Consider the following 24,890-nt stretch of genomic DNA (forward strand, 5'->3'; position numbering starts at 1 on the left):
TAAAATTTTTATGATGCAGAGTAAATATCCTCAGAAACCAGGAATAGATTTTATATTGAAGCAGGCTTTTTTCTATTGGAATAAAACACTGGTTTTTCAGTTGATGTTTTCAATGATATTTTTTGGAATCTTTCTTACCTCTTTGTTCTTCTTTGGAGAAAGATATGGAATATGGGAGCAGAATCAGGTATTAACAGATGCCTTAAAAGAGGGGACAAAAGCTTATATGGAAAAGATAGCCCAACTAAGTGCAACGGAAAATTATCAGATGTTTATACTCTCCATCTGGGCAACAACAGCGTTTCTGTATCCTCTGAATCTAGGAATGTTTCAGATCTTCAGAAAACTGGATCTGAACGAAAAGATTGAATTGGGAGATTTATTCGTAGGCTATAATGGAATAAATTTTTTTAAATACGTTGGGTACTATCTGTTTTGGTTTATGATCTACAGGTTTACTATGCCTACGATTCTTCTAGCAATTGTATGGGTAGCAGTGACCGTATTTGTAGCTCCATTAATGTTCTTCACCAATAAAAGGATATTTGAGGCGATTTCTTTAAATTTTAAAGCTCTTAAAATGTATTTTGTAGAAATCATGGTGTGTGTATTTGTTGCGGTTTTGTTTAAATGTCTGGGATTCAGTTTGTTTTTAATTGGTGGTCTTTTTACTTTTCCTTTCTGGAATGCTATGATTTATTCTTTATATAAAACAATATTTTCAGAGAAAGGCTAAAATTCAATCAGGTTTAATATGTTTTTTTATCAAAAAAAGTTAAATTTGGTAAAATCATTAAAATATTTAAACTATGTCTGAATTTAACGAATTTGATCAGCAAGGTTCTGTTCCCAACAGGGAAACGGGATCAATCATTTCTCATGCCTTTGAAATGTATAAAGGGGTTTTTGGGTACGCTATTGTTGCCATGATAATTTATATCGTTGGAGGAATTATTATCCAAAGTCTTACCGGTTTCAATTCTGCAGCGATCATGGAAGAAATGAGAACCTCAGGTGATTATGGAAATTTTAGATATTGGGAAACTCCTGGATTCTCAATGTATATGACTTTTTCCAGTCTTTTTTTATTGTTATTAACTCCGCTGTATGTAGGTTTGATCTATATGGTGAATAAATTCAATACCAAAAATCCAATTGAGTTTTCTGATCTCTTCATCGGATACCGCCAGAACTTTGTTAATATATTGATCTACAGTTTCATTTCTGGGATTATTTCTTCTGTTGCGCTGACGCTTTGCTTTCTTCCGTTTATTTTTATTTATCCGTTTCTATTGCTAGGATATCCTATCTTATTATTTGAAAACTCATCAGCTATTGATGCTTTAAGTAAGTCATTCAATATTGCAAAAGAGAATTACGGAACACTTTTAGGAGTAAGTTTCCTTGGGCTTTTAATCTCAATGGCAGGGATTATTTTATGTGGAATCGGGTTTATTTTGACGGCACCATTCATTATGGTTGTAATGTATTCTGCATATTGTGCTTTTGCAGGAAAGCCAAGACAAATCACGTATACAAAACAATAAAAATAAATAACAATTGATGAATAAAGACAATCAAATAAGCAGTGTTGCCATAAAGCAGATTTCTTTGCTCGCCATTATTTTGGTGCTGGCAGGTTTGATCTGCTTTAATCTTGCATTGTTTATTCCATCGGTTTTAGGAGCGATTACCATTTATGTGGTCTGTAGAAAGTATAATTTTTATCTTCAGGAAGAAAAGAAGTGGAAACCTTCGCTTGCAGCTTTTGTATTAATGTTGGCAAGTCTTATCGTTCTGATCCTGCCTATTTATTTCATTGCCGATCTGATAATTGATAAATTAGGGAATGCACAGGCTTATATGGACAAATTCAATGTGTTTTTAGACAAAATACATTCCTATATCCAAACCAAAACAAGTTTTGATATTCTGAGCCAGGAGAATATGAACAAACTGAAAAGCTTTGTAGGTAAGTTTTCTACTTCAGCATTGAGTGGAACATTCAATACGCTTACAGTAATAATGTCCATGTACTTTATTCTGTATTTTATGCTAGAAAAGCCAAGGCTGTTTGAAAGAATTCTGACGAATTCAGCACCTCTAAAGAGAGCCAATATTTCGTTGATCGGAGAAAAGCTAAGGAAGTTAATTATGGCCAATGCTATTGGTATTCCTGTAGTTGCTATTGGCCAGGGGATTGTTTCTTTGATAGGATATCTTATATTTGGAGCTCCGGGAGCAGTATTATTATTTGCTCTTACAGCCGCTTCTTCTGTTATTCCAGTAGTAGGAACGGCTATTGTGTATGTTCCTGTCTGTATCTTTATGATTGCAGAAGGGAATACTGGACAAGGGCTGGGACTAGCCATTTATTGTGTAGTGGTAGTAGGGCTTACTGATAACCTGCTTCGTTTTACGCTTTTAAAGAAACTTGAAAATATTCACCCTCTGAATACCGTTTTTGGAATCATTATGGGAATGAATCTGTTTGGCTTTATGGGGCTTATTTTCGGGCCTATCCTGATCTCGCTTACTCTTCTTTTGATACAAGTGTACAGAAACGAGTTCGCGGATGAAAATGCTCCTCCTGACCTGGAATTACCCAATCAGGGTGAAATAGAAGATAAATTGATTTAATTATATAAAAAGTGGAGGAACTCAATACGGAAATATTAAAAGAAATCTGTGTTTTTAAAATGCCATTTGGCAAATATGAAGGAACAGTATTGATTGACCTTCCGATAAGCTATCTGGAATGGTTCAATAAAAATGGAATGCCTAAAGGTAAATTGGGAATGCAGCTGTCGACTGTTTATGAAATTAAATTAAACGGATTGATGGACCTGTTAACACCAATCAGAGCTTCTGTAAGAAACGGATTGTAAGAAGTTCTGTTTTATGATATAATTTGGGCGGCTTCGAAGAAGCCGCCCAAATTATTTTGTCTAAGATATTTTAAGCTTTAAGTGCTGCAATTTCATCCCTAAGTTTAGCTGCTTTAATAAAATCAAGATTTTTAGCCGCCGCTTCCATTTCTTTTTGCTTCTGTTCGATCATTTTCTCTACATCTTCACTGGCATAGGTAGATTTAACTTCAGCCACTTTTTGAAGAATTTCTTTTTGAGTATATTTTTCATCCGGGAAGTCTTTACTTCTTCCTACGAGATTTTCAGATATCTTTTTATTAAGAGCTTTTGGTACCAAACCATTATCCTCGTTATACTTCATCTGCTTGGCTCGGCGGTATTCGGTTTCATCTAATGTTGCCTGCATAGATTTGGTGATCTTATCAGCATACATAATCGCTTTACCATTGATATTTCTTGCTGCACGTCCTACTGTTTGGATCATGGATCGTCTGCTTCTCAGCATTCCTTCTTTATCAGCATCTAAAATTGCTACCAATGAAACTTCCGGTAAGTCCAATCCCTCTCTTAATAAGTTGACTCCAATCAAAACATCAAAAAGCCCTAAACGAAGATCCTGCATAATCTGAATACGCTCCAGCGTTTCTACATCAGAGTGAATATATCTTGTTCTGATTCCGAATTTTGTGAAGTATTTTGTTAATTCCTCCGCCATTTTCTTGGTTAAGGTCGTTACCAGAACTCTTTCATCAGCATCAGCTCTTTTTTGAATTTCTTCCATTAAATCATCAATCTGATTTAAACTTGGTCTCACCTCAATAATGGGATCAAGAAGCCCTGTTGGGCGTATGATCTGCTCTATATAAGCTCCACCTGTTTTTTCCAGCTCATAATCAGCGGGAGTGGCAGAAACATAGATAACCTGATTCTGAATAGCTTCAAATTCTTCAAATTTTAAAGGTCTGTTATCCATTGCTGCAGGAAGCCTGAACCCATATTCTACTAATGCTTCTTTTCTGCTTCTATCTCCACCATACATGGCATGAACCTGTGGAACGGTTACGTGGCTTTCATCAATAACCATTAAGAAGTCCTTGGGGAAATAATCAATCAGGCAGAAAGGTCTTGTTCCGGGAAGTCTGCCATCAAGGTATCTGGAATAGTTCTCAATTCCAGAACAATATCCAAGCTCTTTGATCATTTCCAGATCCAGTTCTGTTCTTTCCTGAAGTCGTTTAGCTTCCAAAGGTTTTCCGATAGAACTGAAGAAGTCTACCTGCTTTACCATATCGTCCTGAATATCTTTGATGGCTCCGTTGAGTGTTTCCTTTGATGTTACAAAAAGGTTTGCCGGATAGATCTGAATTTGGTCAAAATTATCCTCTACATTTCCACTCACTGGATCGAAGCTTTGAATTTTTTCAATTTCATCTCCAAAAAATTGAATTCTGATGGCATTATCGGTATAGGCAGGGAAAACATCAATAACATCTCCCTTTACACGGAATGTTCCTCTTTGGAATTCATTTAATGTTCTCGCATATAAAGCATTCACTAAAGAATGGAGCAATGCTGTTCTCGTTACTTTTTCTCCAATAGCAATGGAAATTAATGACTTGTGGAATTCTGTTGGGTTTCCGATACCATAAATACACGAAACAGAAGCCACAATCAACACATCTCTTCTTCCGGAGAGAAGGCTTGCTGTAGCTGAAAGACGTAATTTTTCAACTTCTTCATTAATGCTCAGATCCTTTTCAATATAAGTTCCGGTTGTGGCAATATAAGCCTCCGGCTGATAGTAATCATAGTAGCTGACAAAGTATTCTACAGCGTTTTCGGGGAAGAATTCTTTAAACTCCATAAAAAGCTGTGCTGCCAGTGTTTTATTATGGGCCAGAACCAGAGTAGGACGTTGAACGTTTTGAACAAGATTAGCAACTGTAAAGGTTTTACCGGACCCTGTTACCCCAAGAAGAGTCTGGTATTTTTCACCAATCTCTATTCCTGCAGTTAATTTATCAATGGCTTGGGGTTGATCCCCAGTGGGTTTATATTCTGATTGAAGCTTAAAATCCATAAGAAAAGAATGTATAGAACAAAAGTACAAAAGAAATTATTAGGCATGATAAGGTTTTGATGATGAATATTTTGATTATAAAACTTAAGCTGATGTTCATTTAGCTTTTCGGTTCTTTTAGGAAATAACTTTTGAGTAAAAATGGCAGGATCATATACAAAAAAAGCGCTTTAAAAAGCGCTTCGTTCTCATGGTTTTGTGAAAGTCATGGTTGCCGGAATCTTTAACACTGATGCGATGGGTTGTCCATCTTTCATTGCAGGTTTCCAGCTTGTTTCGTTGCTGATGGCTGTCATCGTTTTAAGGAATTCCTTATTGAAAATATCGTTATCCCCTGAAGTTGTCACGTTGGTTACCTTTCCTGTTTGGTCTATATGAACATACGCCATTCCCTTTATGACTCCTGCCACAGGTTGTAGTTCACTTAAATCCATAGTTTGACCTATCTTGACTCTAAGATCTCGCATGCTGCCCAGATATTCTGCACTGACAAAGTTTTTGTCTTCCTGAATGTTTGTGTTCTTACCTTCTTCGTCTTTTTTCGGAGAAATTGTGTCAGTGACAGTTTTTAAAGCTTTGGGAGCTACAGGGCTTTCTTCCTTCAAAATATCTTCTGGAAGATTTTTCATTGAATACTGTACAACCTTTGTTGTTTCTGTATTTAGATTTTTGATAGGTGCAAAAGCAGGTTTGAACTCTGTATTGTTCTCAGTCTTAACAGAGTTGTTGGCATACGTTCTTTCCGAAAGTAATGCTGTAGCTGCTACAAGTGCCGTGATCCCTACGGTCTTCCGCAATAAGCTGAATTTTGTTTTTTGAGCTTTCATCATAATAAATCGTTTTTTTGTGTTATTAAAATTAAGTGAATGAGTAAATGGCATATTCTGGCTGCCCATGAGCTCATCCAGGATTAGGTTCTGGTATTCCTTAAGGTTGAACTCATTATTCAATACAGCCTCATCCGCTAAAAATTCATGATTGGTAATAATTGCTTTTTTATAGAGGAAAAGAGCAGGGTTGAACCACGTGAAAATTTTCACAAAGTGTATAATGAAGAGATCTATACTATGTTTTTGATCAAGGTGGCTTTTCTCATGAAGAAATATTCTTGGATCGATAATGCCGTTTTTTACATATTCTTTTCCCATATAGATAGTGTTCCAAAAGCTAAATGGAGAGAGACTCTTTTGAGTAATTATAATATTGTAATTTTGGTACTTACACTTTTCTCCTCGTACTCTTTTAATGCTTATTATGGCTAGGATACCTTTAATCAGCATGAAAAAAGTGACAGCGGCATAGATTGCCCATATCAAATTGATCCAATTAAAGCTTTCCTGTTCAGGCTGCGCCAAGGTAACAAGTTGTGTCGCTTCTTCAATAATCAGCTGTGGATGAGTTGCTTTTGGAGCCTGTACTGTAAACGTAATAAATGGAATTACATATGAAAGGAGCAGGGAGCTTAACAGATAGACACGATTGAATCTATACATTTTCTCTTTTTCCAAAAACAAATAATATACTGCAATGAAAAGTGCTGAACACAGAATTATTTTTAGAATAATTGGTACCATAGCTATTCTTTTATCTGATCGTCAATAATATCACGAAGTTCTTTCAATTGCTTTTGGCTAAGCTTAGCATTGGAGGTAAAAAATGAGGCAAACTGTGCTACAGAGCTGTTGAAAAAACGGTCAATCATAGAAGTCATTTCTTCCTTGAAATATTCTCCTTTCTCTACCATAGGATAGTATTCACGAGAATTTCCATATAATGTATAGCCTACAAGCTCTTTATTTTGCATTCTTTTCAATAAAGTTGCTATGGTAGTGGCAGCGGGTTTAGGTTCCGGATAAGCTTCCAGAATGTCCTTCATGAAAATTTTCTTTCTCTCCCAAAGAATATCCATAAGAACTTTTTCAGAATCAGTAAGTTTAATCTCTTTCATTCTACAATGTTGTAATTTGTTCTACAAATGTAGAATAAAAATTTAATTACACAAACTTTATGGCATTATTTTTCCATTCATTTTTAAACACATAATCATAATAGTATGAAAATCAATCAATTTTACATCTCTTTGCTAAGTCTTTTTCTGACTTTATCTTCGTGTAAAAAAAATTATGCGAATGCACAACAGACCGGAAACAATAGTAGTGTAGAGACTGAAAAACCTAATTCTGACTATCAGCCTGCATTTAAGGGGCAAACAAGGATTAAGGCAGTAAGAACAAATACCCCGTATAGTATAGAAATATTGAATAAAGAGCTTGGAAAGCCTTGGGGAATTATTAATTTGCCGGATGGAAAATTCCTCATTACAGATAAAAGAGGATATATGAATGTGGTTTCAAAAGATGGAAAACAGATTTCTAAGATAGATGGTTTTCCAAAAGTAGATTCCAAAGGGCAGGGTGGAATGCTGGATGTAGCATTGGATCCTGATTTTAAAACTAATTCTGTTATTTATTTCAGTTTTTCTGAACCATTTGGAAAAGGAAATCTGACTTCTGTTGCTAAAGGAAAGTTATCAGGAGACCTCAAAACCCTTTCTGAAGTAAAAGTTATCTTCAGAGCAGAACCTTCTTATGATGGCGATAAACATTATGGCAGCCGTTTGGTTTTTGATAAAGATAAAAACTTATTCATAAGTACAGGAGAAAGGTCTGATAAGGAAACGAGGGTCTACGCTCAGAAAACAGACAATTATTTAGGTAAAATAATAAAAATTACCAAGGATGGGCTGCCTTCTCCTGGAAATCCATTTATAGGGAAGCAAGGTTATAAACCTGAAATTTATGCCTACGGAGTCCGTAATCCTCAGGGATTGGCTCTTGATCCAGATGGAAATCTTTGGGATGTGGAAATGGGACCAAGAGGAGGTGATGAAATCAATCTTATTCAACCGGGGAAAAATTATGGCTGGGGAGATGTAACCTATGGTATAGAATATTCTGGAGCTAAAGTAGGTGCTGGAATTACCCAGAAAGACGGTACAGAACAACCAGTTTATTATTGGGATCCTGTAATTTCTCCAAGTGGAGTTACTTTTTATACCGGGAATATAGATGAATGGAAAGGAAATCTTTTTATCGGATGTCTGAGTGGTGAACATATCAACAGAATTGTGATGAAGGATAAGAAAGTTGTAGGAGAAGAACGTCTTCTTGCAGATCAGGGTGAGCGTTTCCGTGATGTGTTGAATGGGATAGATGGTAATCTCTATGCAGTAACAGACAGCGGAAAACTATATAGAATTTCGAAGAAATAAAAAACGCCAGCTGAATATTTTTTAGCTGGCGTTTTGGTAATGAAGCAGAAGAGTGGAAAAAGAGAAGCTCTAATAGTTATGATAAGTGAAATTCTAATTTTTTAGGAATTGATTTTAAGTGGTGTAGGATAACTAGGAGCTTTCAGTTTCCCTCTTCCAGCTTCTATTCTTTTTAAAACTTAAAATTAAGTCTGGCAAAAACCTGTCTTCCTGCAAATCCCATCTGTACCGGATCAAAAATTCCACCTCCTTCTGTATTTCCATCACTCACATGTGTTCTTTGCAAAGTTGGATATCTATTGAAAATATTTTTGCTCCCTAAGGTAAAGTTGAGGTTCTTTGTAAATTCATATCCAAAAGAAATATCAGTTGTTACTTTTGGATTGTAGACTTGTTCTGCATCATCATACCCGATTAATGTAACCTTATCAAATCTTACCAACTGAAGATTTGCATTGAATTTATTGATCTTATAGTTGAGGTTAAGGTTTATTTTTGTCTTTGGAGCGGAAGCGAGAATAAAGCCTCTTTCTCTTCGGCTTAAATAAATATCTTCTTTCCCTGCCAATTGTTTTGAAGTATTAATTTTTGTGATCTCCATATCATTATAGTTGCCGGCTAAAGTAGCTGTTAACTTTCCAGAGCCTAAACTTTCACTATAACTTAAGATGACATCGATACCTTTAGTCCGGGTATCAATGGCGTTAGAAAAAAACTGAGCTTGGTCAATATAGGGATAATCAGTTTGAACATCTGTAGGTAAGTCATCTCTTGAGAAATTACCAGTAAGAACAATCCTATTTTTTACAGTAATATAATAACCATCAACCGTTGCCGTAAATTTACCTGTATTAAAAGTGAAGCCGGCACTTCCGTTGACTGAAGTTTCCTGTTTTAACTGTTCTATACCTACTCTGCTGGCTAAATCACTGTCATTTGATGCAAGTTGAATGGTAACCAATTTACCACCCTGAAAATTGGTGAACTGTTGACTGTAGTATTTTTGTGCTAGAGAAGGTGCTCTGAAGCCCGTAGAGACCGATCCCCTGAAAGCAAGTTGTGGAGTAATAGCATATCTTGTAGCAAATTTTCCATTCAATGTACTTCCAAAGTCATTATAATTTTCAAATCTTCCAGCAATACTGATCATCCATTTTTTGGTAATGTCAAGCTCGGTATCTACATAAGCAGCAAAATTATTTCTGCTTTTACCAATATCTGTAGAATAACCTGGAAATCCTTGTGATCCTCCTGGTCTTATATTGTCTTCAGGATCATCAGCAATAGGATTAGTGACCAATAAATTGTCCGGAGTGTTTGGGGTTACAGGATTTCCATTGATATCATACATCGTATAGGAAGCCTCTTCTCCTTTAATGATATTGAATTTTTCATATCTGAATTCTGATCCGAAGGCAATATTCAATCCTTCAAGGACCTTAAACTGTCTTACAGCATTAAATCCTGTTGTGTTTTGAAGCAATGAATGTCCGCCAGCGTAAAATTGAGTCGGTGATTTACTACCTAGAGTTGCATTAACGGTATTAGTGATATCATAAGTAAACCTATTATTTCCAAAAGCATTATAAAAATCTACATCCCAGTTGGCAACCTTAAATTTTAAACCATTATCAAAGGTGAAATCACTGATGCTGGTATCTTCAATAGGATCAAACCCCATAGGATAGATTTCAGGGATATTGCCATTGGCTTTAGGAGTTCTTGTCCAAGCATAAGCTTTGGTATTTCTGTGTGAAAAGCCCTGTCGGGAATAGAACTTTAGTCCATCCGTTAAAGGAAGCTCAATATTTCCAAAGAAATACACATTTTGAGCTTTGGCGTCTCCGAAGCGCTGCCTTGGTGCACTATACATTTCCGGGTTGGCATTTCTGATGGCGTAATCTTTATTGATAAACTCTGCCGTGAAATTACCAAAGCCTCCTTTGTTTCCTATTTTTGTTCCCAGGTTCCCATTAAAATTAAAGGTATTTCCATCAACTTTATGATCAGAAACCACATCATTATTTCCAGGGCTTTTAAAAAGATTCATTCCATAGAAGGCATTTCCTTCAAAACCCTTATCCCTGTCATTCAAAATAACATTAATGACCCCAGCAATAGCATCCGAACCATATTGAGCTGAGGCCCCATCGCGCAGCACTTCAACCCGTTTAATGGCTCCGATAGGGATGGTATTCATATCATATCCAGTATTCCCTCTTCCTTTAGTTCCGAAAAGGTTAATCAATGAAGACTGGTGGTATCTTTTTCCATTAAGGAGCAACAGAGTTTGATCCGGACCGAGCCCCCTCAAAGTTGCCGGATCTACGGCATCAGCACCGTCCGACCCTGATTGTTTGTTGGAGTTAAAGGAAGGTGCGGAGAACTGTAAAAGTTGGTTTACCTCCACCTGGCCTGTAGACTGGCTTACCTGTTTGATATCGATAACATCAATGGGAACAGGAGTGTTGATGACAGTTCTTTTTTTGTTCCGGCTTCCGGTAATGGCTACTTCGTCTATTTTGGATTCCTTTGTTAAGGTATCTTTTACCTGTTGGGCATAGGATAGTGAAGATGCCGTAAGAAAAATAATGCTTATGTATTTTATCTTCATATTGATAATTTTGAGTGATGGTTAACTCAAAATTATCAATATTTATTTTTAAATCAACAATTAAATTGATTATTTGTTATGAATGTCTTAATTTAATATTGTTTATAGTAAATAAATGTAAAATAATAGTTAAAATATAGAATTTAACGAAATTTTTTAATATTAAAAGCTGATAATGATTCTCTTAAGACCCTCTTCCAGAATTTCCCGAGAAGTGGAAAAACATATTCTGATATGTCCTTCAGCTCCTTTCCCGAACCATCTTTCTGATCCAGGAACAATAGCGACTTTTCCTTGCTGAAGAACATGCTGTGCAAATTGGTCACTGGACATTCCGTTTTCAATCTTCGGAAATAATACAAAAGTGGCTTCGGGAAGATTAGGAGTAACAAGACCCGATCCGCTCAGAAGTTGGAAAGCCAGATCTCTATTCTGTTGTAAATGATTTAAAAACTCTTTGTACCAAGGTTTAGCTTTTTCCAATGCTACACTGCCTGCAATCTGGGATAGAGTGGAGACCCCTTCTATGGTAGAGTTGAAACCTGATTTTTCTGTAAAGTCCTCCAGAATTTCCTGGTCATTGCATAGAACGGCTCCAATTCTCAACCCTGCAATTCCAAATGATTTTGAAAATCCATATACGGTAAAGCTTTTTATTTTGGCCTCTTCGGAAACAGATGAATAGGTATAATAATCTCTGTTGTCATAGATAATATCACTCCAGATTTCATCACTCATAACCCATAAATCATGAGCTGAAGCAATCTCTGAAATCTTTTTCAGTACTGCTTTAGAATAAACTTTTCCAAGAGGATTGTGTGGGTTACAGATACTGATCAGTTTTGTATGGGTATTGATTAAAGAAACCAATTTTTCAAAATCAATTTCCCCTGTTTGGGTGTTTACAGGACATAATCTTACTGTTCCACCAGCTGTTTCAACAGATTTCTTAAATAAAAAATCTACAGGATCCAGAATGATGGCTTCATCTCCAGGTTTTAAAACATATTTGGCGATCAGGAACATTCCCTGTGCAGCACTGTTTACGGCCAGTATATTTTCAGCAGTGAAGCGGCCATGCTTTTCCTGATTGAAATGATCAGCTACGCTTTTCTTAAATTCAGGAAGTCCGGAAAAGGGACCGTAGCTCAGGTAGCCGTCTTTTATATATTCAATAATTCCCTGTTCTATTTCAGGAGCTGTTCTGAAATCTGGGTCAGCAGCGGTTAAAGGGATAATTCCGTCTTCCAGTGTAGCCCATCTACCATTATAGGCTTTTCTTTTTAAGGCTTCAAAGTTGATATCGTTATTGGTGAACATTTTTTTATTTATAAGATATAGGTAAAATACGATCTGTCTGTTGGTCAATCGGGAGAAGAAACTGATTCAATAATATTCTGCCATTATTGATATGGGTTTCTATTTCAGGTTTTCTATCCGCTTCATATTTACGAAAAGCTTCTGTGAAATTGGGTTTTTCAACTAGATATTTAGTTAGTGTATAGGAATCTTTCAACGCTGAGGTAACTCCCTGGCTTGTAAAAGGGATGAGCGGATGTGCTGCATCGCCTATGAATACAATATTATCTTTATAAAAAGGATTGAGTTCTTCCAGTTCATAAACACACCACAAATGAACATTTTCATAGCTAGATTGCTGGATAATTGAAGAGACTAAAGGATCCCAGCCGGCAAAAACTTCAAGCATATAGGTCTTAAGATTGTCTGAGGAGCACTCATTGATTTTATATTTTTCATTATCAAACTGAGAGTACCAAAGAATTGTGTCATGAGAAAGCTTAAGGATTCCAAAAGTAAGTCCACCCTGATCGTGATGAAACTTCATAAAGTCATTTTCCACAGAGGCAGCAATATCTTCATTTTTAATGATATTAACCACTTCATTTTCTCTGACTTGTCTCATCTTTTCGTCCTTGAATAAATATTTTCTGATGCGGCTTTTAGAACCGTCTGAAACAATGACAATATCAACATCTATAGAAGTCCCGTCAGTATGTCTTAGTTTTCCTTTTTCTATCTCAGAAGGAATTACTGTTGTATTGTACGAAATATTTTCAGGAGAAATATTTGCTGATAAAAGCTGTATAAGGGCATGTCTTGAAATAGCAAACACATTGCTGAGGTCTTTTTCTGCAATTTTTTTTCCTGTATGGGAATACTGGATGTATTTTTTCAGAAAACCTCCATGTTTGAACAGAAGGGGAGGGTCTATGATCTGTGTAAGGTACTTAATGCCTTCCTGTGGAATAAGAAAGCCATGGCCTGCCAGATCTTCTTTATTTCTTCTTTCATAAATGTGGTAATCAATTTTGTGTTTTTCGAGATAATTCGCCATGCTTAAGCCGGAAATACCAGCGCCCACGACAGCAATTTTGTTCATGTTCGGAATAATGGATTTTTTCAGGTTGGTGTTTAAATACTTTTCGGTCTGTTTTTTATAGATACAAAAGTAAATTAAAATCATTCATTATTTTTAAAAAATAAATTAAATTGATTCTGAATTCCTGAAAAATCAGATGAAAAGCATAAGAACTATAGCAGTCAAAAGGTACGGTATTGAGCAAAATATTTAGCGAATATATAGATAGCATAAAAAAACCGGAAATAAATTCCGGCTTTTATTTTTATGCTTATGCTTTTTCAAGTTGAACAGTAAAGTGTCTTAATATTTCTGGTTCCCAGGTGATTTTATAGCCTTTAGCAATTTCTTCACGTCTTTCATATACATTCTTTATTGCTGCTGCAATATAATCCATATGGTTATTGGTATAGGTTCTTCTAGGGATGGCAAGACGTACCAGTTCCAGTTTTGGATAACGGTTTTGTCTTGTTTCAGGATCTCTGTCTGCCAGTAACGTTCCAATTTCTACGGTTCTGATTCCTGCTTCTTTGTAGATTTCAAGCCCTAAAGTCTGTGCCGGGTATTCTTCTCGGGAAACATTAGGAAGGAAATGTAAAGAATCAATGAAAACAGCATGTCCTCCGATTGGTTTCTGAACAGGAATTCCATATTCAATCAGTTTATTTCCAAGATATTCTACCTGAGAGATTCTGCTTTCCAGATAAGCAAATTCTGTAGCTTCATCAAGGCCAACCGCTAATGCAGCCATATCTCTTCCAGCCATTCCTCCATAAGTAATAAATCCTTCATAGATAATGGTAAAGTTAGAAGCTTTTCTGAAAATTTCTTCGTTGTTTAAAGCGATAAAACCTCCAATGTTGACTAACCCATCTTTTTTAGAACTCATTGTCATTCCTTCACCGTAAGAGAAAATTTCTTTACAGATCTCTTTGATGCTTCTGTTTTCCTGACCTTGTTCTCTTTTTTTAATGAAGTAAGCATTTTCTGCAAACCTTGCGGAATCAAAGAATACGGGGATTCCATATTGATCGGAAAGAGCCTTTACGGCTTTCATATTTTCAAGAGAAACAGGCTGTCCTCCGGAAGAGTTACAGGTAATAGTAATCAGGCAGAAAGGAATATTTTCTTTAGGGTGGCTCTTATAAACTTCTTCCAGCTTTTCAAGGTTGATATTTCCTTTGAAAGGATGAAGATTATTGATATCAAATGCTTCGTCAATAGTACAGTCAATGGCATGTGCCTTTCTGAACTCAATATGTCCTTTTGTAGTATCAAAATGTGAGTTCCCCGGAACCACATCTCCCTCTTTTACCAACACCGAGAAAAGAACATTTTCAGCAGCTCTTCCCTGGTGGGTAGGTAACAGGTATTTGAATCCTGTAATTTTTTCAACATTGTTTTGCAGCTGTTCAAAAGAACGGGATCCTGCATAGCTTTCATCTCCAGTCATCAATGCTGCCCATTGTCTGTCAGACATGGCTCCGGTTCCGGAATCTGTTAAAAGATCGATATAAACATGTGAAGATTTTAAGTTGAAGAGGTTATAATTCGCTTCTTTAAGCCATTGTTCTCTTTCAGCTCTTGTAGATTGGTAGATTTCTTCCACCATTTTAATGCGGTAAGGTTCCGCGTACGGTAAATTCATGGGTTGGTATGTTTTTAAATTGTGTATAAAAGAAAAATCAGTTTGAAAATATTTTCAAATTCATCAATGTACATTTAAAATAGAATAAGGATTATTCCGGAGCTTTAAATATATTTTCATCAGAATGGAATCCGGCTACACCGCCGCTTACCGCAAACTTCATGGCAGAAGCAGCAGTCATCCCCACTACAGGTTTGATGTTTTTTTCTTCAGTAACAATTACCCAGCCTGAAATTGCATAGGAGTGGGGTAAATATACCGCAACGTAATTATGCTTGTCAACGTCCGACATTTCTTTTTGAGTTAAAAAGCCGATCCTCCAGATTTCCGGATTTTCATTGGTTTTTACCCATACAGGATCATTGAATTTTTTCTTGTCGCCCACAAAAGAGGACATCACGTCCTTGGTAGGAGTATAAATATGTTTTACTCCTGGCGTTTTTTCCAGTAAGCTATCCATGGTATCGAAAAAGAATCTCCCTACCACAAATTTATTACCCAGATAGCCTAAAATAGCAGTAAGTAATATGATTGAAACGAAAACAAGCCCAGGAATCTGCTTTGCAAGTGAAGGTACAAGATTGTCTATTGCACTTACAATATACCAGATTACAAAAATTGTCAGTCCGATTGGTCCAATAATAACTAGTCCCTGAAAAAAGTTTTTCAGGAATAGATTCGCAATACTTTCAAAGCTTGGTTTCTTCAACGTTATTTCTTTACTGTTTTATATTTTAACCATGAATGGATTCTTTATTTCCATAGGATTTAATGATATTGGCCTCATATTCCAGCCATGCTTCCCATCGTTCATTTACTTTTTCAGGATCTCCAAGTTCTCTGGCAAACCCTATAAAAGTTGTATAATGGTTGGCTTCAGAGATCATAAGTTCCCTGTAGAAGACTTTAAGTTCTTCATCTTTGATGTTTTCAGTAAGAACCTTGAATCTTTCACAGCTTCTGGCCTCAATCATAGCAGCAAAAAGCATTTTGTCTACAATCAGATCTTCTCTGCTTCCCTGAATAATAAATTTGGCCAGCTCATTCACATAATCATCTTTTCTGGCTCTTCCAAACTTATAGCCTCTCTTTTTAATGATTTCATGAACTTGATTGAAATGATCCAGTTCTTCCTGAGCAATAGCAAGAAGCTCGGTAACGATCTCCGGATATTCAGGAAGCATGGTGATCAGGCCAATGGCGTTGGTAGCTGCTTTTTGCTCACACCAGGCATGGTCTGTTAAAATTTCTTCGATGTTTCCTTCTGCAATGTTTGCCCACCTTGGATCGGTTGGGAGTTTCAACTTAAACATGTTTTAAATTTTTGTAAATTTAAAACAAATTAGGCATATTCGGTGCTTTTGACGGATTAGAATTTCTATTCTGTTGGGTTTTGTTTAATGAGGAGCTTGTTTTGTGCAGTATTTATAAATACTTGTACCCTTAGATTATTATATTTTTTCTTACATTTCTGTCTAGTAACGAAACTAATAATCAGATAATCATTCGATCATTGCCTTTTACAACAGTCTTCAATGCTAAAGGATTAGAAGTTTTCGGGAAATATAAGTTCCAGAAGTTTTCTGTTTTAGCAGGATATAATCTATATCTTCTTGAAACAAAATCTATAGATGAAGTTTCAGCGCAATATGCTCTTGATTCAGGATTTAAAAAGAATGATATTATTATAGGTCTTTCTTATTTCCCTTTTAAATTTGCACAAATTTATAGTGAACAAAGATTTTCTATGGGAAAACATCAACGGGAGAAAGAGAAAAGAGTGTTTTCGCTTTAGGTCTTAGAATTGATCTTTCAGAAAGTTTTAGTAAGAAGATCAGTCTTTAATAGCTGTTTTCTTTCCTAAAAATTCAAGGATATTCCATCCTAATGTATCTACTTTTTTCAATCCTGCAGAAATAATGAAGGCTAAAATAATATTAATTCCATAAATAATTAACATCAAAATCCACCAAGGCATGTTTTCCTTCAAAGGAACTACAAGGAAATAAACCAATGATGAGCTAATTCCCTGTGCAAAATAGAAGAAAATGGCATTTTTACCAATATAAGTTATGATATTATCTTTGGTTATTTTTAATCTGTTATAAAGAATAAATAAGGTAACCAATGAGAACTGTGCCCAAATGATATAAGGGATTTGGGGCGGAAATTTATTCTTATTGATTTTGTAGAAAATTTCATTTCCATAATACCAGAACATCCATGCTAAAGCAATTCCTACAAGTGCATATAAAACAGGGATAAACTTCGTAGGGATCTTGTTACCACGCATTCTGTTCCCGATTAAAAATACTGCCATATAAAAGGCAACATAACCTACCTGTCCTGTCGGATAATATTCCGGAAAGATATTGAATAACAGAGTGAGACCAATACAAACACCAATGAACCAATTGATGTGTTTTGGAAAAAACCTTAAAATTAATACCCCTAAAACAGTAAGAATATAATAGACCTTCAAATACCAAAAGCTTCCCATTACTACTGGAAAAGTATCAGCATTGGTATATTGATGAAGATACCAATTTCCCAGATTTTGCCATTGAGGTATTGTAGAAATACTGGTTGTGGAGTATTTAGACCCAAATGTGGAATAAAAACTCTGAAGCCATTCCAAAGAAAAGAAGGTAAGGCCAAATACTTTAAAAAAATAATCTAAAAAGAACAGAAAAGTCACAAAGATCATGTAAGTGATCTGTAATTTGAGCAATCTGTAAAAAGTTTTCTCAATATTAGTGCCTGATGTGATTCCGCTTAATGCATAGAATAAGGCAACATCAAAAACAAGTGAAAAGACCCTTACCTCCGCAGGAATATAGAACTGCCCCGACCAAAAAGCAGTATGGATAAAGATAATGGATAGGGTAGCCAATCCTTTGGCGAAGTCAATATAGAGATCTCTGTTCATTATTATTGAATGTGGGATCAAAAGTAAATAAACTTCCGTTATTTTTCAAGTCCAATAAAAAGAGGCAGAACTCAATCGTCCGCCTCCTTTCTTAAATATGCTAAAAATGAATGTTTCGTTATTGAAGATGTTTAAATTCTTCTGCTGAGATTTCTCCAGATTGAATTTTTCTTAACTCATCTATATATTGGCTCATGTAAGCGTCAATTTCTGGGTTTACAGTGTTTTTAGCCATTTTATAAGTTCCGTTAAGAACACCTTGATAATAATAGAAGAAATTGTAATCAAAATTAGAGGCATTTAGGTCATACTGCCCTAAAAGGAAACCTAAACGAACTGCTGATCTTCTTTGTGCAGGCGTTCCATGGTGTCCTGGATCTGATGTTTGATAATCTCCAATACTTTGTGCAAACTCATAAGCTGCAGCAATTTCAGAGAAATTGGTTTTGTTATACCCATTAGGTCTTCTCAGATAATATCCTGCAAAACCATCTGCCTCAAGCTCGTTGGGTCTTGCTGTGTTTTCGTTTACTGAAGGAAGTCCGAATATATATTGTAACTGATGTCCATACTCATGAGCGAGGATCATTGCATTCACAATATCACCGCCTTTTGCTTTTGCATCATAATAGATAGCATATCCATAATAGATTTTTCCTGTAGAATAGGAAATAGCATTGTACGTTGAATTGAAATTGGATGGATCGTTTACGAATCGCAGAGTAGGATTACTTCTTCCCCATAAACTTGCAATTTTAGTCATCTGAGCATTCATAAAATTGGTGTCTGTGGAGTTTTGAAGTCCGGTAACTAAAACAGAACTGGAACTCCAGTAGTTGTCTACATAAGAGCAGTTTTTTTCTGTGGCTCCTGGTTGTTCTATTTTTGCACTAAGGTTTTCCTGTTGAGGAAGAACAGTCTCTTCCATTTTGTCATCACTACATGCTGTCAGGAATGTTGCAGCAATAGCGCCTGCTATAAAGCAGAGATTAAAGTTTCTTTTCATATAATTATTTAGTTGGTGAAACGAAGGTAAGAAATTATCTTTTATGTATGAGTACTTTACTATGAAAAATTATTCAAAACATAGTGAATACATTATTTTTATAAAAAACATTGCTTTGATTGTAAGGTGTTTAGAAATTTCTTTGTATATTTGCACCTCGAAATAACTAAAAATTTATAAACAATGTTTGCAATTGTAGAAATAGCAGGGCTTCAATACAAAGTTGAGCAAGACCAGAAGTTGTTTGTGAACCGTTTAAAAGGAGATAAAGGAGGAAAAGTTTCTTTCGATAAAGTTCTTCTTACTGTAAACGGAGCAATCACTGTAGGCGCCCCAGCTGTAAGCGGTATCACTGTGGAGGCAGAGATCCTAGACCATGTAAAAGCTGATAAAGTAATCGTTTTCAAAAAGAAAAGAAGAAAGGGTTACAAAGTGAAAAACGGTCACAGACAATCTTTAACTCAAATCGTAATCACTGGTATTACAGGATTTGAAGCAGGAGCTAAAAAAGCTGCTAAAAAAGAAACTGTAAAGTCTGAGGTTCTTTCTGACAACGCAACTGTTAACTTTAGCGAAGATCACGAGTTGAACTATCACTTAAAGAAAAATAACTTGTCTCAATCTAAAGAGAACAGAGAAACTTTAATTACTTTAGGTAAAGCAGTTAAAGTTGAATTAGAAAAGAATATTCTTACTCATGAAGAAGTAGATGCTGCTATCATTAAGAATATTGATCAATTTAAAGCACTTAACAAATAATCCAGTAATAAAATGGCACACAAGAAAGGAGTCGGTAGTTCCAAGAACGGTAGAGAGTCTCACTCTAAAAGATTAGGTGTGAAGATTTTCGGAGGACAAGCAGCTATTGCCGGAAATATTATTGTTAGACAAAGAGGTACTCAACACCACCCAGGTGATAACGTTGGTATCGGTAAAGACCACACTTTGTTTGCATTAGTAGATGGTAAAGTAGTTTTCAGAAAGAAAGCAAACAACAGATCTTTCGTATCTGTAGAACCAAACGCATAATCGTAAGCGTTTTATAAAGATTAAAGCCTCGGCATTTTTGCTGAGGCTTTTTTTTGTTTCTATATCCAAAAGTTAAAATTTTTATAAATATTCTACAGATTGTGAAATATTTATATATTTGTTATATATCAAATAACAAATCAGTTGCGGTAGCCGAAAAGCATACAGAGTAGGCAAAAAATTAAAACTAAATACTATGAAAAACCTAAAAAAACTATCAAAAAGGCAGCTAAAAACAATTGCTGGTGGTGAGAGATGTCCAATTCCAGCTTCATGGTGCAGCGAGTGGTGTGGATGGAGCGCATGGCAAAAAGCTCATTGTGCCAATGCAGTTATTGATATGCCTTGTGACTGCTAGTCTATTTCTTATAAACAGTCAATAAATTAACATAGGATTTATGAAGAATTTGAATAGACTTACAAAAAAGAGCCTGAAAAATATTAGTGGAGGCTCAGAAAATTGTCCTCCTGTAACAGATGATTGCTTCAATTGGTGCAGATGGACGCCACGCCAGAGACAACGTTGTTTACTTGAAATACTTTGTATGCCTTGCGATGAATAAATAAAAGAAAATAATTTATTTGCTCCAATAAACTCTAAATAAGTTGCGGATGCCAAAAATATAGAGAGTAAAACAACGAATTAAAACTAAATACTATGAAAAATCTGAAAAAATTATCAAAAAAAAATCTGAAAGAAATTAATGGCGGGGCGGGGAACTGTCCTCCAGTAGCAAGTTCTTGTAATTCATGGTGTCGCTGGACTCCATGGCAGAAGTTACATTGCCCGAGTAATATCTTTGAAGAGCCTTGTGAATGTATTTAATAAACTATTGCAGAACATGAGAAATTATAAAAAGATTACTAAAAAGCAATTAAAATCAATTGGAGGTGGTAATGATTATACATGCCCGGATTTCATAATAAAGACATGTGTGCAATGGTGTGTACTAAGTTCCTGGCAACAACAATATTGTCTGAATACTTTAGTAGAGTCTTGTAACTGCTCTTAGTAAAGTTTATAATAAAATCGGGCGGCTTCGAAGAAGCCGCCCGATTTGTGTATTGTGCTCGTTTTACTTTAAAACCCTACTTGAATACCAGCTTTAACACCAAATTTTGAAATATCTGGTCTGTCAAGATAATTCCCTCTCCAGTTGAAATCTACTCTGAAAAGCCTTAGATTTCCGATACCAATATTTTCAATTCCGAATCCATATTCATAGTAAATATGATCACTTGGTGCTGAATACTTAAACCCTTCTACATTGATAGCTTTGGATGCATCACTCAAAGTTCCGTATGCTGCTCTTATAAAAGCAACCTCTCTAAACTTTAACTTCTTAATTAAAGGGATGTAAGACAATATTTTACCGTTAAAATGATGTTCCAGATGAAGAGTGGTATAGGCATCAGCTACAAATTCATAATAATTAAGCTGAGAGAATGTATTAGGAACTAAGCCATAAGAAAGGTTAGCAGGAATAATATTCTGCAAAGCCAATGGAACTGTATTGAAATTTTTACCCGCTTCAAAACTTACCACCGTTTTCCCTAATGTTCCAATCAAAAATGGTTTGTAGAACATAAACTGAAGCTTATCATAGTTAAAATCAGCATTGAATAATCCTTCAATACCTCTCGTATATCTTAATACAATCGTAGGAGCCAGGTTTTTTGCTTGATATCGGTCAATTCCTGTTTGGGAAAAACGAGCTCCAGGTTTTGCGATCAAACTAATTGTAACGTGAGAATCATTTACGGTTTTTCTTAACTGCCCATCCGGCTGATAATACATCAGGTTAAATTTTTCCGGAATAGCAGATTTGATACTTTGCATGACTCCGTCAACACGTATTTGTATGTTTTTCCACGGTTCAATAGCAGCAAAAACACTCGTTTGGTTTACAGAACTTAAAGAAATATTCTCACCTCTTGCAAAAAATGTACTTGAAGATAAAGAACGTGATGCCACTCCGTCTCCGGATGTAAGCTGTCCTCCTAGCTGAACAATATCTCTGCTGGTTCCAGCTCCAATCATAAATCGGTTAAGCCTATTGAACATATATCGTGCTTCAGCACCGTATTTTACCTGCTGATCTTTAAATCCATAAGCAGTATAAAATTGAACTCTCCATGGATCATTCAATCCAAAATAGGTTCTTGCTCCCAATCTTATTCGGTCTCCTTCTACTTCATTTCTTCCGTATACTGAGAAAATAGGTCCGAAGTCTACCCCTTTAAAGGCATTGTAATAGCGGGAGCCAAGGGTTTCAAACAATTTTACCATACGATTGAACTTGGGCGTCTGCTGTAATTGGTCTAACATTTTATATACACCCTGTTCAGATTTAGATAAAGTATCTGGCCTTGCTTTTACCCAGTAAGCATCATCTTTATCCGTGAATTTGTCTTCGTATTCCTCCTCCTTTCTTTTAAAAACTTTAGGATCAAGAGATATGTTGAATTGATAATCTGAATAATCAACAGATTTTCTGGCAATAATACTCTTAGATCCTTTCTTTTTTGAAAAAGGACTCATCTCAACTTCAGTAATCAACTTCTTTGGAAGAAATGTTGTTTCATCCGGATTGTCATACTCCAGCTGAGTATAAACACTATTGACAAAATTGACATTTATTTTTTGTGTTGATCTTAAAGTAGCTCCCAGAACAGCATAACTGTCTGTATCTATATAAAGATTTCCCTGAAATGCCAGTACATCTTTACGTTTAGGCTGATATCTTATTTGAAAAGCTTTCTCTCCGTGAATAGAAATAGTATCTACAAGACTGTAATCATAAGTCCCGAATCCATCACTTCCTGCAGGGCTCTGAAATCCAATATCAAAATAATTTAAAGTATTATCGTAAATATTAATGTCTCTGTAAAGATTTTTGGCAGAAACAGTAATGACCTGATTGTCTTGAAAACCTGACGTTTTTTGAGCTACCAATGTTCTTTTGCTATCTTTATCCGGTCTGTTTTTACCATAATTTTCATAAACGGCTTCATTCAGGAAAATAGGAAGACCGAGTCTGCCACTGGCTGTAGAATCTGCATAATTAAAAATAAAGTCTAGCTTATTGAAGATTTTCTTCTTCATAAAAGCACTGTCTATATTATTGAGGTCAAATTGAGTCTTTTCATATTCCTTGTAAGAATAAGTATCAAATTTTTCGAGACCGTTATTTCTTTTTTGAGCCCACACTTTTTGCATGATAGCATAAGCTGGGTTTTCCTTTTTGCTTTTGTATTTAGGTTTTCCTGCCTGGATCACCACTTCCTGGATATTGCTCACTTTGGCTTGGGAAAGCTGTACAAAAATATTTTCTGCATTTTCGGGCGTAACATCAAAAGTTTCTGTAGTATAATTCTTTCGAACAAACTTTAATCTTTGGATAATGCTGTCAGACTGAACGCTAAAGCTTCCAGAAGTTGTGGTAAGAGATGGAGTTGTATTATCGTTGATAAAAATATCAACTTTGCTCACTTCTTTGTTTTTAGCATCAACAATCTTTCCGCTGGCCCTGTTTTGAGCATATACAAAGCTGGCAATGGTCAGGAAAAAAAATAAAAAATAGTGTTTTTTGGAATTGTTATTTAACATCATTCGTTTCTTCAGGCAATTAGCACAAACAAAAAGTATGCAGTTTTTTAAAAAATATACAAAAAAATAAAATATTTCTACGCTTTTATGTAAAACGGCAAATTTAACAAAAATAGTACTATCATTTAAGAAAAAATGAATACTATGTTTTTTACCTTAGTAGATAAGGATCAATTAATTAATGACAAGGTGAAAAATTATTGTATTTATGATTTATATACATCCAAATCCTTTTTTTAAGAAAGAGTAAAATAGAAAGTCTTTAATGACTTTGGCAAAAAAATGAATTCTTTCAAATTAGATTTTTATTTTAATTCTCTCAATAGATCCAAAGCCTTGCATCTTATTATAGTAGAAAGGATAATCGTTAGGATTTACAAAACACTTTATGATGCAATGTACATACATATATTAAGAGAGTGGGCTATCAATCTTCCTTCCATTCACATTCTTCGAAATCGCGATCTTCATCTCTCAAAACTTTTCAGGAGCTTGATCCCGCTATCCACTCATACTCCTCACACTGAGCTGGCCGCCCTCAAACCCTCCCACTCTCCAACTCTTGTTGCGGGGTAACCGTTCCTATCGGGGCTAGGGTAGGGGATGAATTTATAAATGATGAGTAATAAGTAATAGGTAATAGGTAATAGGTTGGCATTAATTAATATGATCACGATTATCCATATGGGTCGGCTTCCATCATTCCCATCCTTTGGAGGGGTGTCAAAAATTCAAAAGATTTTTGACGGGGTGGTAACTTTCCAATATTCATTATTCTCAGTCCTCTGTGAAAATCCGTGTCCTCTGTGGGGAAATAAAAAAACACTTCCCTTCAGTCATGTTTATAATCTATCATAATAATCCTTCTCCTTATATATATAATATAGTCTCTTTATTTCCCATCTCTCTCTTATTCTTTATTCTCTTTATGCAATCTTTGTCATCTGTAAGGATCTAAACAATGCTGTACTCTATCATTATCGTCCAACAAATAGAAGTTCATCAATAGGATTGGGCTTAGCCGAAGGAAGCCCGTTTACATAAACAAATCTTCTTCATCCATTGGCTTTAGCCAAAACCTATTTTCATTTTTTTTGAAAATCCCACATGTATTACAATATGTATATCTTCCATTACTCATTACTCATTACTCATTACTCATCTATAATAACGTCCATTTCCCTCCCACACCCATACCCTCTAACCCTCCACTGTCTCTCGCCAAACAAATGTTTAAAATTTTTCTCTCAAGGTATCAGTGTGTTAGGTGTAAAATATTACATGAATATGAAATTTATGTTAAGTTTATTTGTTTTGCGTGGTATAAAGTCTCTATCTTTGCCCCACTGAAAACGAGAGTATCAGTAAGCGCAGAAGGGCCTTTAGATGGGCAGAAACAGTAAGATCTACTAAGATAACAAACGAAAAAAAAACTTTTAATTTTTATCCAATA

General features: G+C 35.5%; 22 protein-coding genes. 10 read left to right on the forward strand and 12 right to left on the reverse strand.

What is annotated here, in order from left to right; genetic code table 11:
• Window positions 1-10 precede the first annotated feature (10 nt).
• The 4 genes from AC3HD6_RS08375 to AC3HD6_RS08390 all read left to right on the forward strand — a co-directional run bounded on the left by AC3HD6_RS08375 (window position 11) and on the right by AC3HD6_RS08390 (window position 2,888).
• Complete coding sequence (locus AC3HD6_RS08375) at window positions 11-736, forward strand: hypothetical protein (RefSeq protein ID WP_488895923.1); 726 nt, start codon at window positions 11-13, stop codon at window positions 734-736.
• Between the two features lie 73 nt (window positions 737-809).
• The gene (locus AC3HD6_RS08380; RefSeq protein ID WP_068941446.1) at window positions 810-1,547 is read left to right on the forward strand and encodes a beta-carotene 15,15'-monooxygenase; all 738 of its coding nucleotides are present in this window, start codon (window positions 810-812) and stop codon (window positions 1,545-1,547) included.
• A gap of 16 nt (window positions 1,548-1,563) precedes the next feature.
• Window positions 1,564-2,640, forward strand: a complete 1,077-nt coding sequence (locus AC3HD6_RS08385; RefSeq protein WP_488895924.1) for an AI-2E family transporter — start codon at window positions 1,564-1,566, stop codon at window positions 2,638-2,640.
• A gap of 11 nt (window positions 2,641-2,651) precedes the next feature.
• The gene (locus AC3HD6_RS08390) at window positions 2,652-2,888 is read left to right on the forward strand and encodes a DUF3820 family protein (protein ID WP_488895925.1); all 237 of its coding nucleotides are present in this window, start codon (window positions 2,652-2,654) and stop codon (window positions 2,886-2,888) included.
• A 70-nt stretch (window positions 2,889-2,958) separates the two neighbouring features.
• On the opposite strand, the gene uvrB is transcribed toward AC3HD6_RS08390, so the two are convergent.
• The 3 genes from uvrB to AC3HD6_RS08405 all read right to left on the reverse strand — a co-directional run bounded on the left by uvrB (window position 2,959) and on the right by AC3HD6_RS08405 (window position 6,898).
• Window positions 2,959-4,950, reverse strand: a complete 1,992-nt coding sequence (gene uvrB, locus AC3HD6_RS08395; protein WP_488895926.1) for an excinuclease ABC subunit UvrB — start codon at window positions 4,948-4,950, stop codon at window positions 2,959-2,961.
• Between the two features lie 188 nt (window positions 4,951-5,138).
• Window positions 5,139-6,524: a M56 family metallopeptidase gene (locus tag AC3HD6_RS08400; protein ID WP_488895927.1), complete on the reverse strand. Its 1,386-nt coding sequence runs from the start codon at window positions 6,522-6,524 to the stop codon at window positions 5,139-5,141.
• A gap of 2 nt (window positions 6,525-6,526) precedes the next feature.
• Window positions 6,527-6,898: a BlaI/MecI/CopY family transcriptional regulator gene (locus tag AC3HD6_RS08405; protein WP_068941455.1), complete on the reverse strand. Its 372-nt coding sequence runs from the start codon at window positions 6,896-6,898 to the stop codon at window positions 6,527-6,529.
• 105 nt (window positions 6,899-7,003) lie between these two features.
• Between AC3HD6_RS08405 and AC3HD6_RS08410 the strand changes: the two genes are divergently transcribed.
• Window positions 7,004-8,221 (forward strand): PQQ-dependent sugar dehydrogenase, encoded by a 1,218-nt coding sequence (locus AC3HD6_RS08410; RefSeq protein ID WP_488895928.1) that lies wholly within the window; start codon window positions 7,004-7,006, stop codon window positions 8,219-8,221.
• A gap of 172 nt (window positions 8,222-8,393) precedes the next feature.
• Here AC3HD6_RS08410 and AC3HD6_RS08415 read toward each other — a convergent pair whose 3' ends face one another.
• From AC3HD6_RS08415 to AC3HD6_RS08440, 6 genes are all read right to left on the reverse strand, one after another.
• Window positions 8,394-10,835: a TonB-dependent receptor plug domain-containing protein gene (locus tag AC3HD6_RS08415; RefSeq protein WP_488895929.1), complete on the reverse strand. Its 2,442-nt coding sequence runs from the start codon at window positions 10,833-10,835 to the stop codon at window positions 8,394-8,396.
• 162 nt (window positions 10,836-10,997) lie between these two features.
• A complete protein-coding gene (locus AC3HD6_RS08420) occupies window positions 10,998-12,155 on the reverse strand; it encodes a pyridoxal phosphate-dependent aminotransferase (protein WP_488895930.1) in 1,158 nt (385 codons plus the stop codon).
• Between the two features lie 4 nt (window positions 12,156-12,159).
• The gene (locus tag AC3HD6_RS08425) at window positions 12,160-13,320 is read right to left on the reverse strand and encodes an FAD-dependent monooxygenase (protein WP_488895931.1); all 1,161 of its coding nucleotides are present in this window, start codon (window positions 13,318-13,320) and stop codon (window positions 12,160-12,162) included.
• A gap of 166 nt (window positions 13,321-13,486) precedes the next feature.
• Window positions 13,487-14,863: a tryptophanase TnaA gene (gene tnaA, locus AC3HD6_RS08430; protein ID WP_488895932.1), complete on the reverse strand. Its 1,377-nt coding sequence runs from the start codon at window positions 14,861-14,863 to the stop codon at window positions 13,487-13,489.
• Between the two features lie 91 nt (window positions 14,864-14,954).
• The gene (locus tag AC3HD6_RS08435) at window positions 14,955-15,572 is read right to left on the reverse strand and encodes a DUF502 domain-containing protein (protein ID WP_089735663.1); all 618 of its coding nucleotides are present in this window, start codon (window positions 15,570-15,572) and stop codon (window positions 14,955-14,957) included.
• Between the two features lie 25 nt (window positions 15,573-15,597).
• Entirely contained in the window at window positions 15,598-16,176 is a 579-nt protein-coding gene (locus AC3HD6_RS08440) for a MiaE family protein (protein WP_068941469.1), read from the reverse strand.
• Window positions 16,177-16,376: 200 nt separating this feature from the next.
• Between AC3HD6_RS08440 and AC3HD6_RS08445 the strand changes: the two genes are divergently transcribed.
• Window positions 16,377-16,658, forward strand: a complete 282-nt coding sequence (locus AC3HD6_RS08445) for a hypothetical protein (RefSeq protein ID WP_488895933.1) — start codon at window positions 16,377-16,379, stop codon at window positions 16,656-16,658.
• 39 nt (window positions 16,659-16,697) lie between these two features.
• Here the strand turns inward: AC3HD6_RS08445 and AC3HD6_RS08450 are convergent, their stop codons facing one another.
• Window positions 16,698-17,792, reverse strand: a complete 1,095-nt coding sequence (locus AC3HD6_RS08450) for an acyltransferase family protein (RefSeq protein WP_488895934.1) — start codon at window positions 17,790-17,792, stop codon at window positions 16,698-16,700.
• A 118-nt stretch (window positions 17,793-17,910) separates the two neighbouring features.
• Window positions 17,911-18,798: a neutral zinc metallopeptidase gene (locus tag AC3HD6_RS08455; RefSeq protein WP_068941473.1), complete on the reverse strand. Its 888-nt coding sequence runs from the start codon at window positions 18,796-18,798 to the stop codon at window positions 17,911-17,913.
• Between the two features lie 183 nt (window positions 18,799-18,981).
• Between AC3HD6_RS08455 and rplU the strand changes: the two genes are divergently transcribed.
• From rplU to AC3HD6_RS08475, 4 genes are all read left to right on the forward strand, one after another.
• Window positions 18,982-19,557, forward strand: coding sequence for a 50S ribosomal protein L21 (gene rplU, locus AC3HD6_RS08460; protein WP_073299989.1), 576 nt, complete (start codon window positions 18,982-18,984; stop codon window positions 19,555-19,557).
• A gap of 12 nt (window positions 19,558-19,569) precedes the next feature.
• The gene (rpmA, locus tag AC3HD6_RS08465; RefSeq protein WP_027372929.1) at window positions 19,570-19,827 is read left to right on the forward strand and encodes a 50S ribosomal protein L27; all 258 of its coding nucleotides are present in this window, start codon (window positions 19,570-19,572) and stop codon (window positions 19,825-19,827) included.
• A gap of 139 nt (window positions 19,828-19,966) precedes the next feature.
• The gene (locus AC3HD6_RS08470) at window positions 19,967-20,185 is read left to right on the forward strand and encodes a bacteriocin-like protein (RefSeq protein WP_488895946.1); all 219 of its coding nucleotides are present in this window, start codon (window positions 19,967-19,969) and stop codon (window positions 20,183-20,185) included.
• A 300-nt stretch (window positions 20,186-20,485) separates the two neighbouring features.
• Window positions 20,486-20,653, forward strand: coding sequence for a bacteriocin-like protein (locus AC3HD6_RS08475; protein WP_488895935.1), 168 nt, complete (start codon window positions 20,486-20,488; stop codon window positions 20,651-20,653).
• Window positions 20,654-20,908: 255 nt separating this feature from the next.
• Here AC3HD6_RS08475 and AC3HD6_RS08480 read toward each other — a convergent pair whose 3' ends face one another.
• Complete coding sequence (locus AC3HD6_RS08480) at window positions 20,909-23,440, reverse strand: DUF5686 family protein (RefSeq protein ID WP_488895936.1); 2,532 nt, start codon at window positions 23,438-23,440, stop codon at window positions 20,909-20,911.
• Between the last annotated feature and the right edge of the window lie 1,450 nt (window positions 23,441-24,890).

The sequence above is a fragment of the Chryseobacterium sp. II3a genome (genome assembly GCF_057815135.1).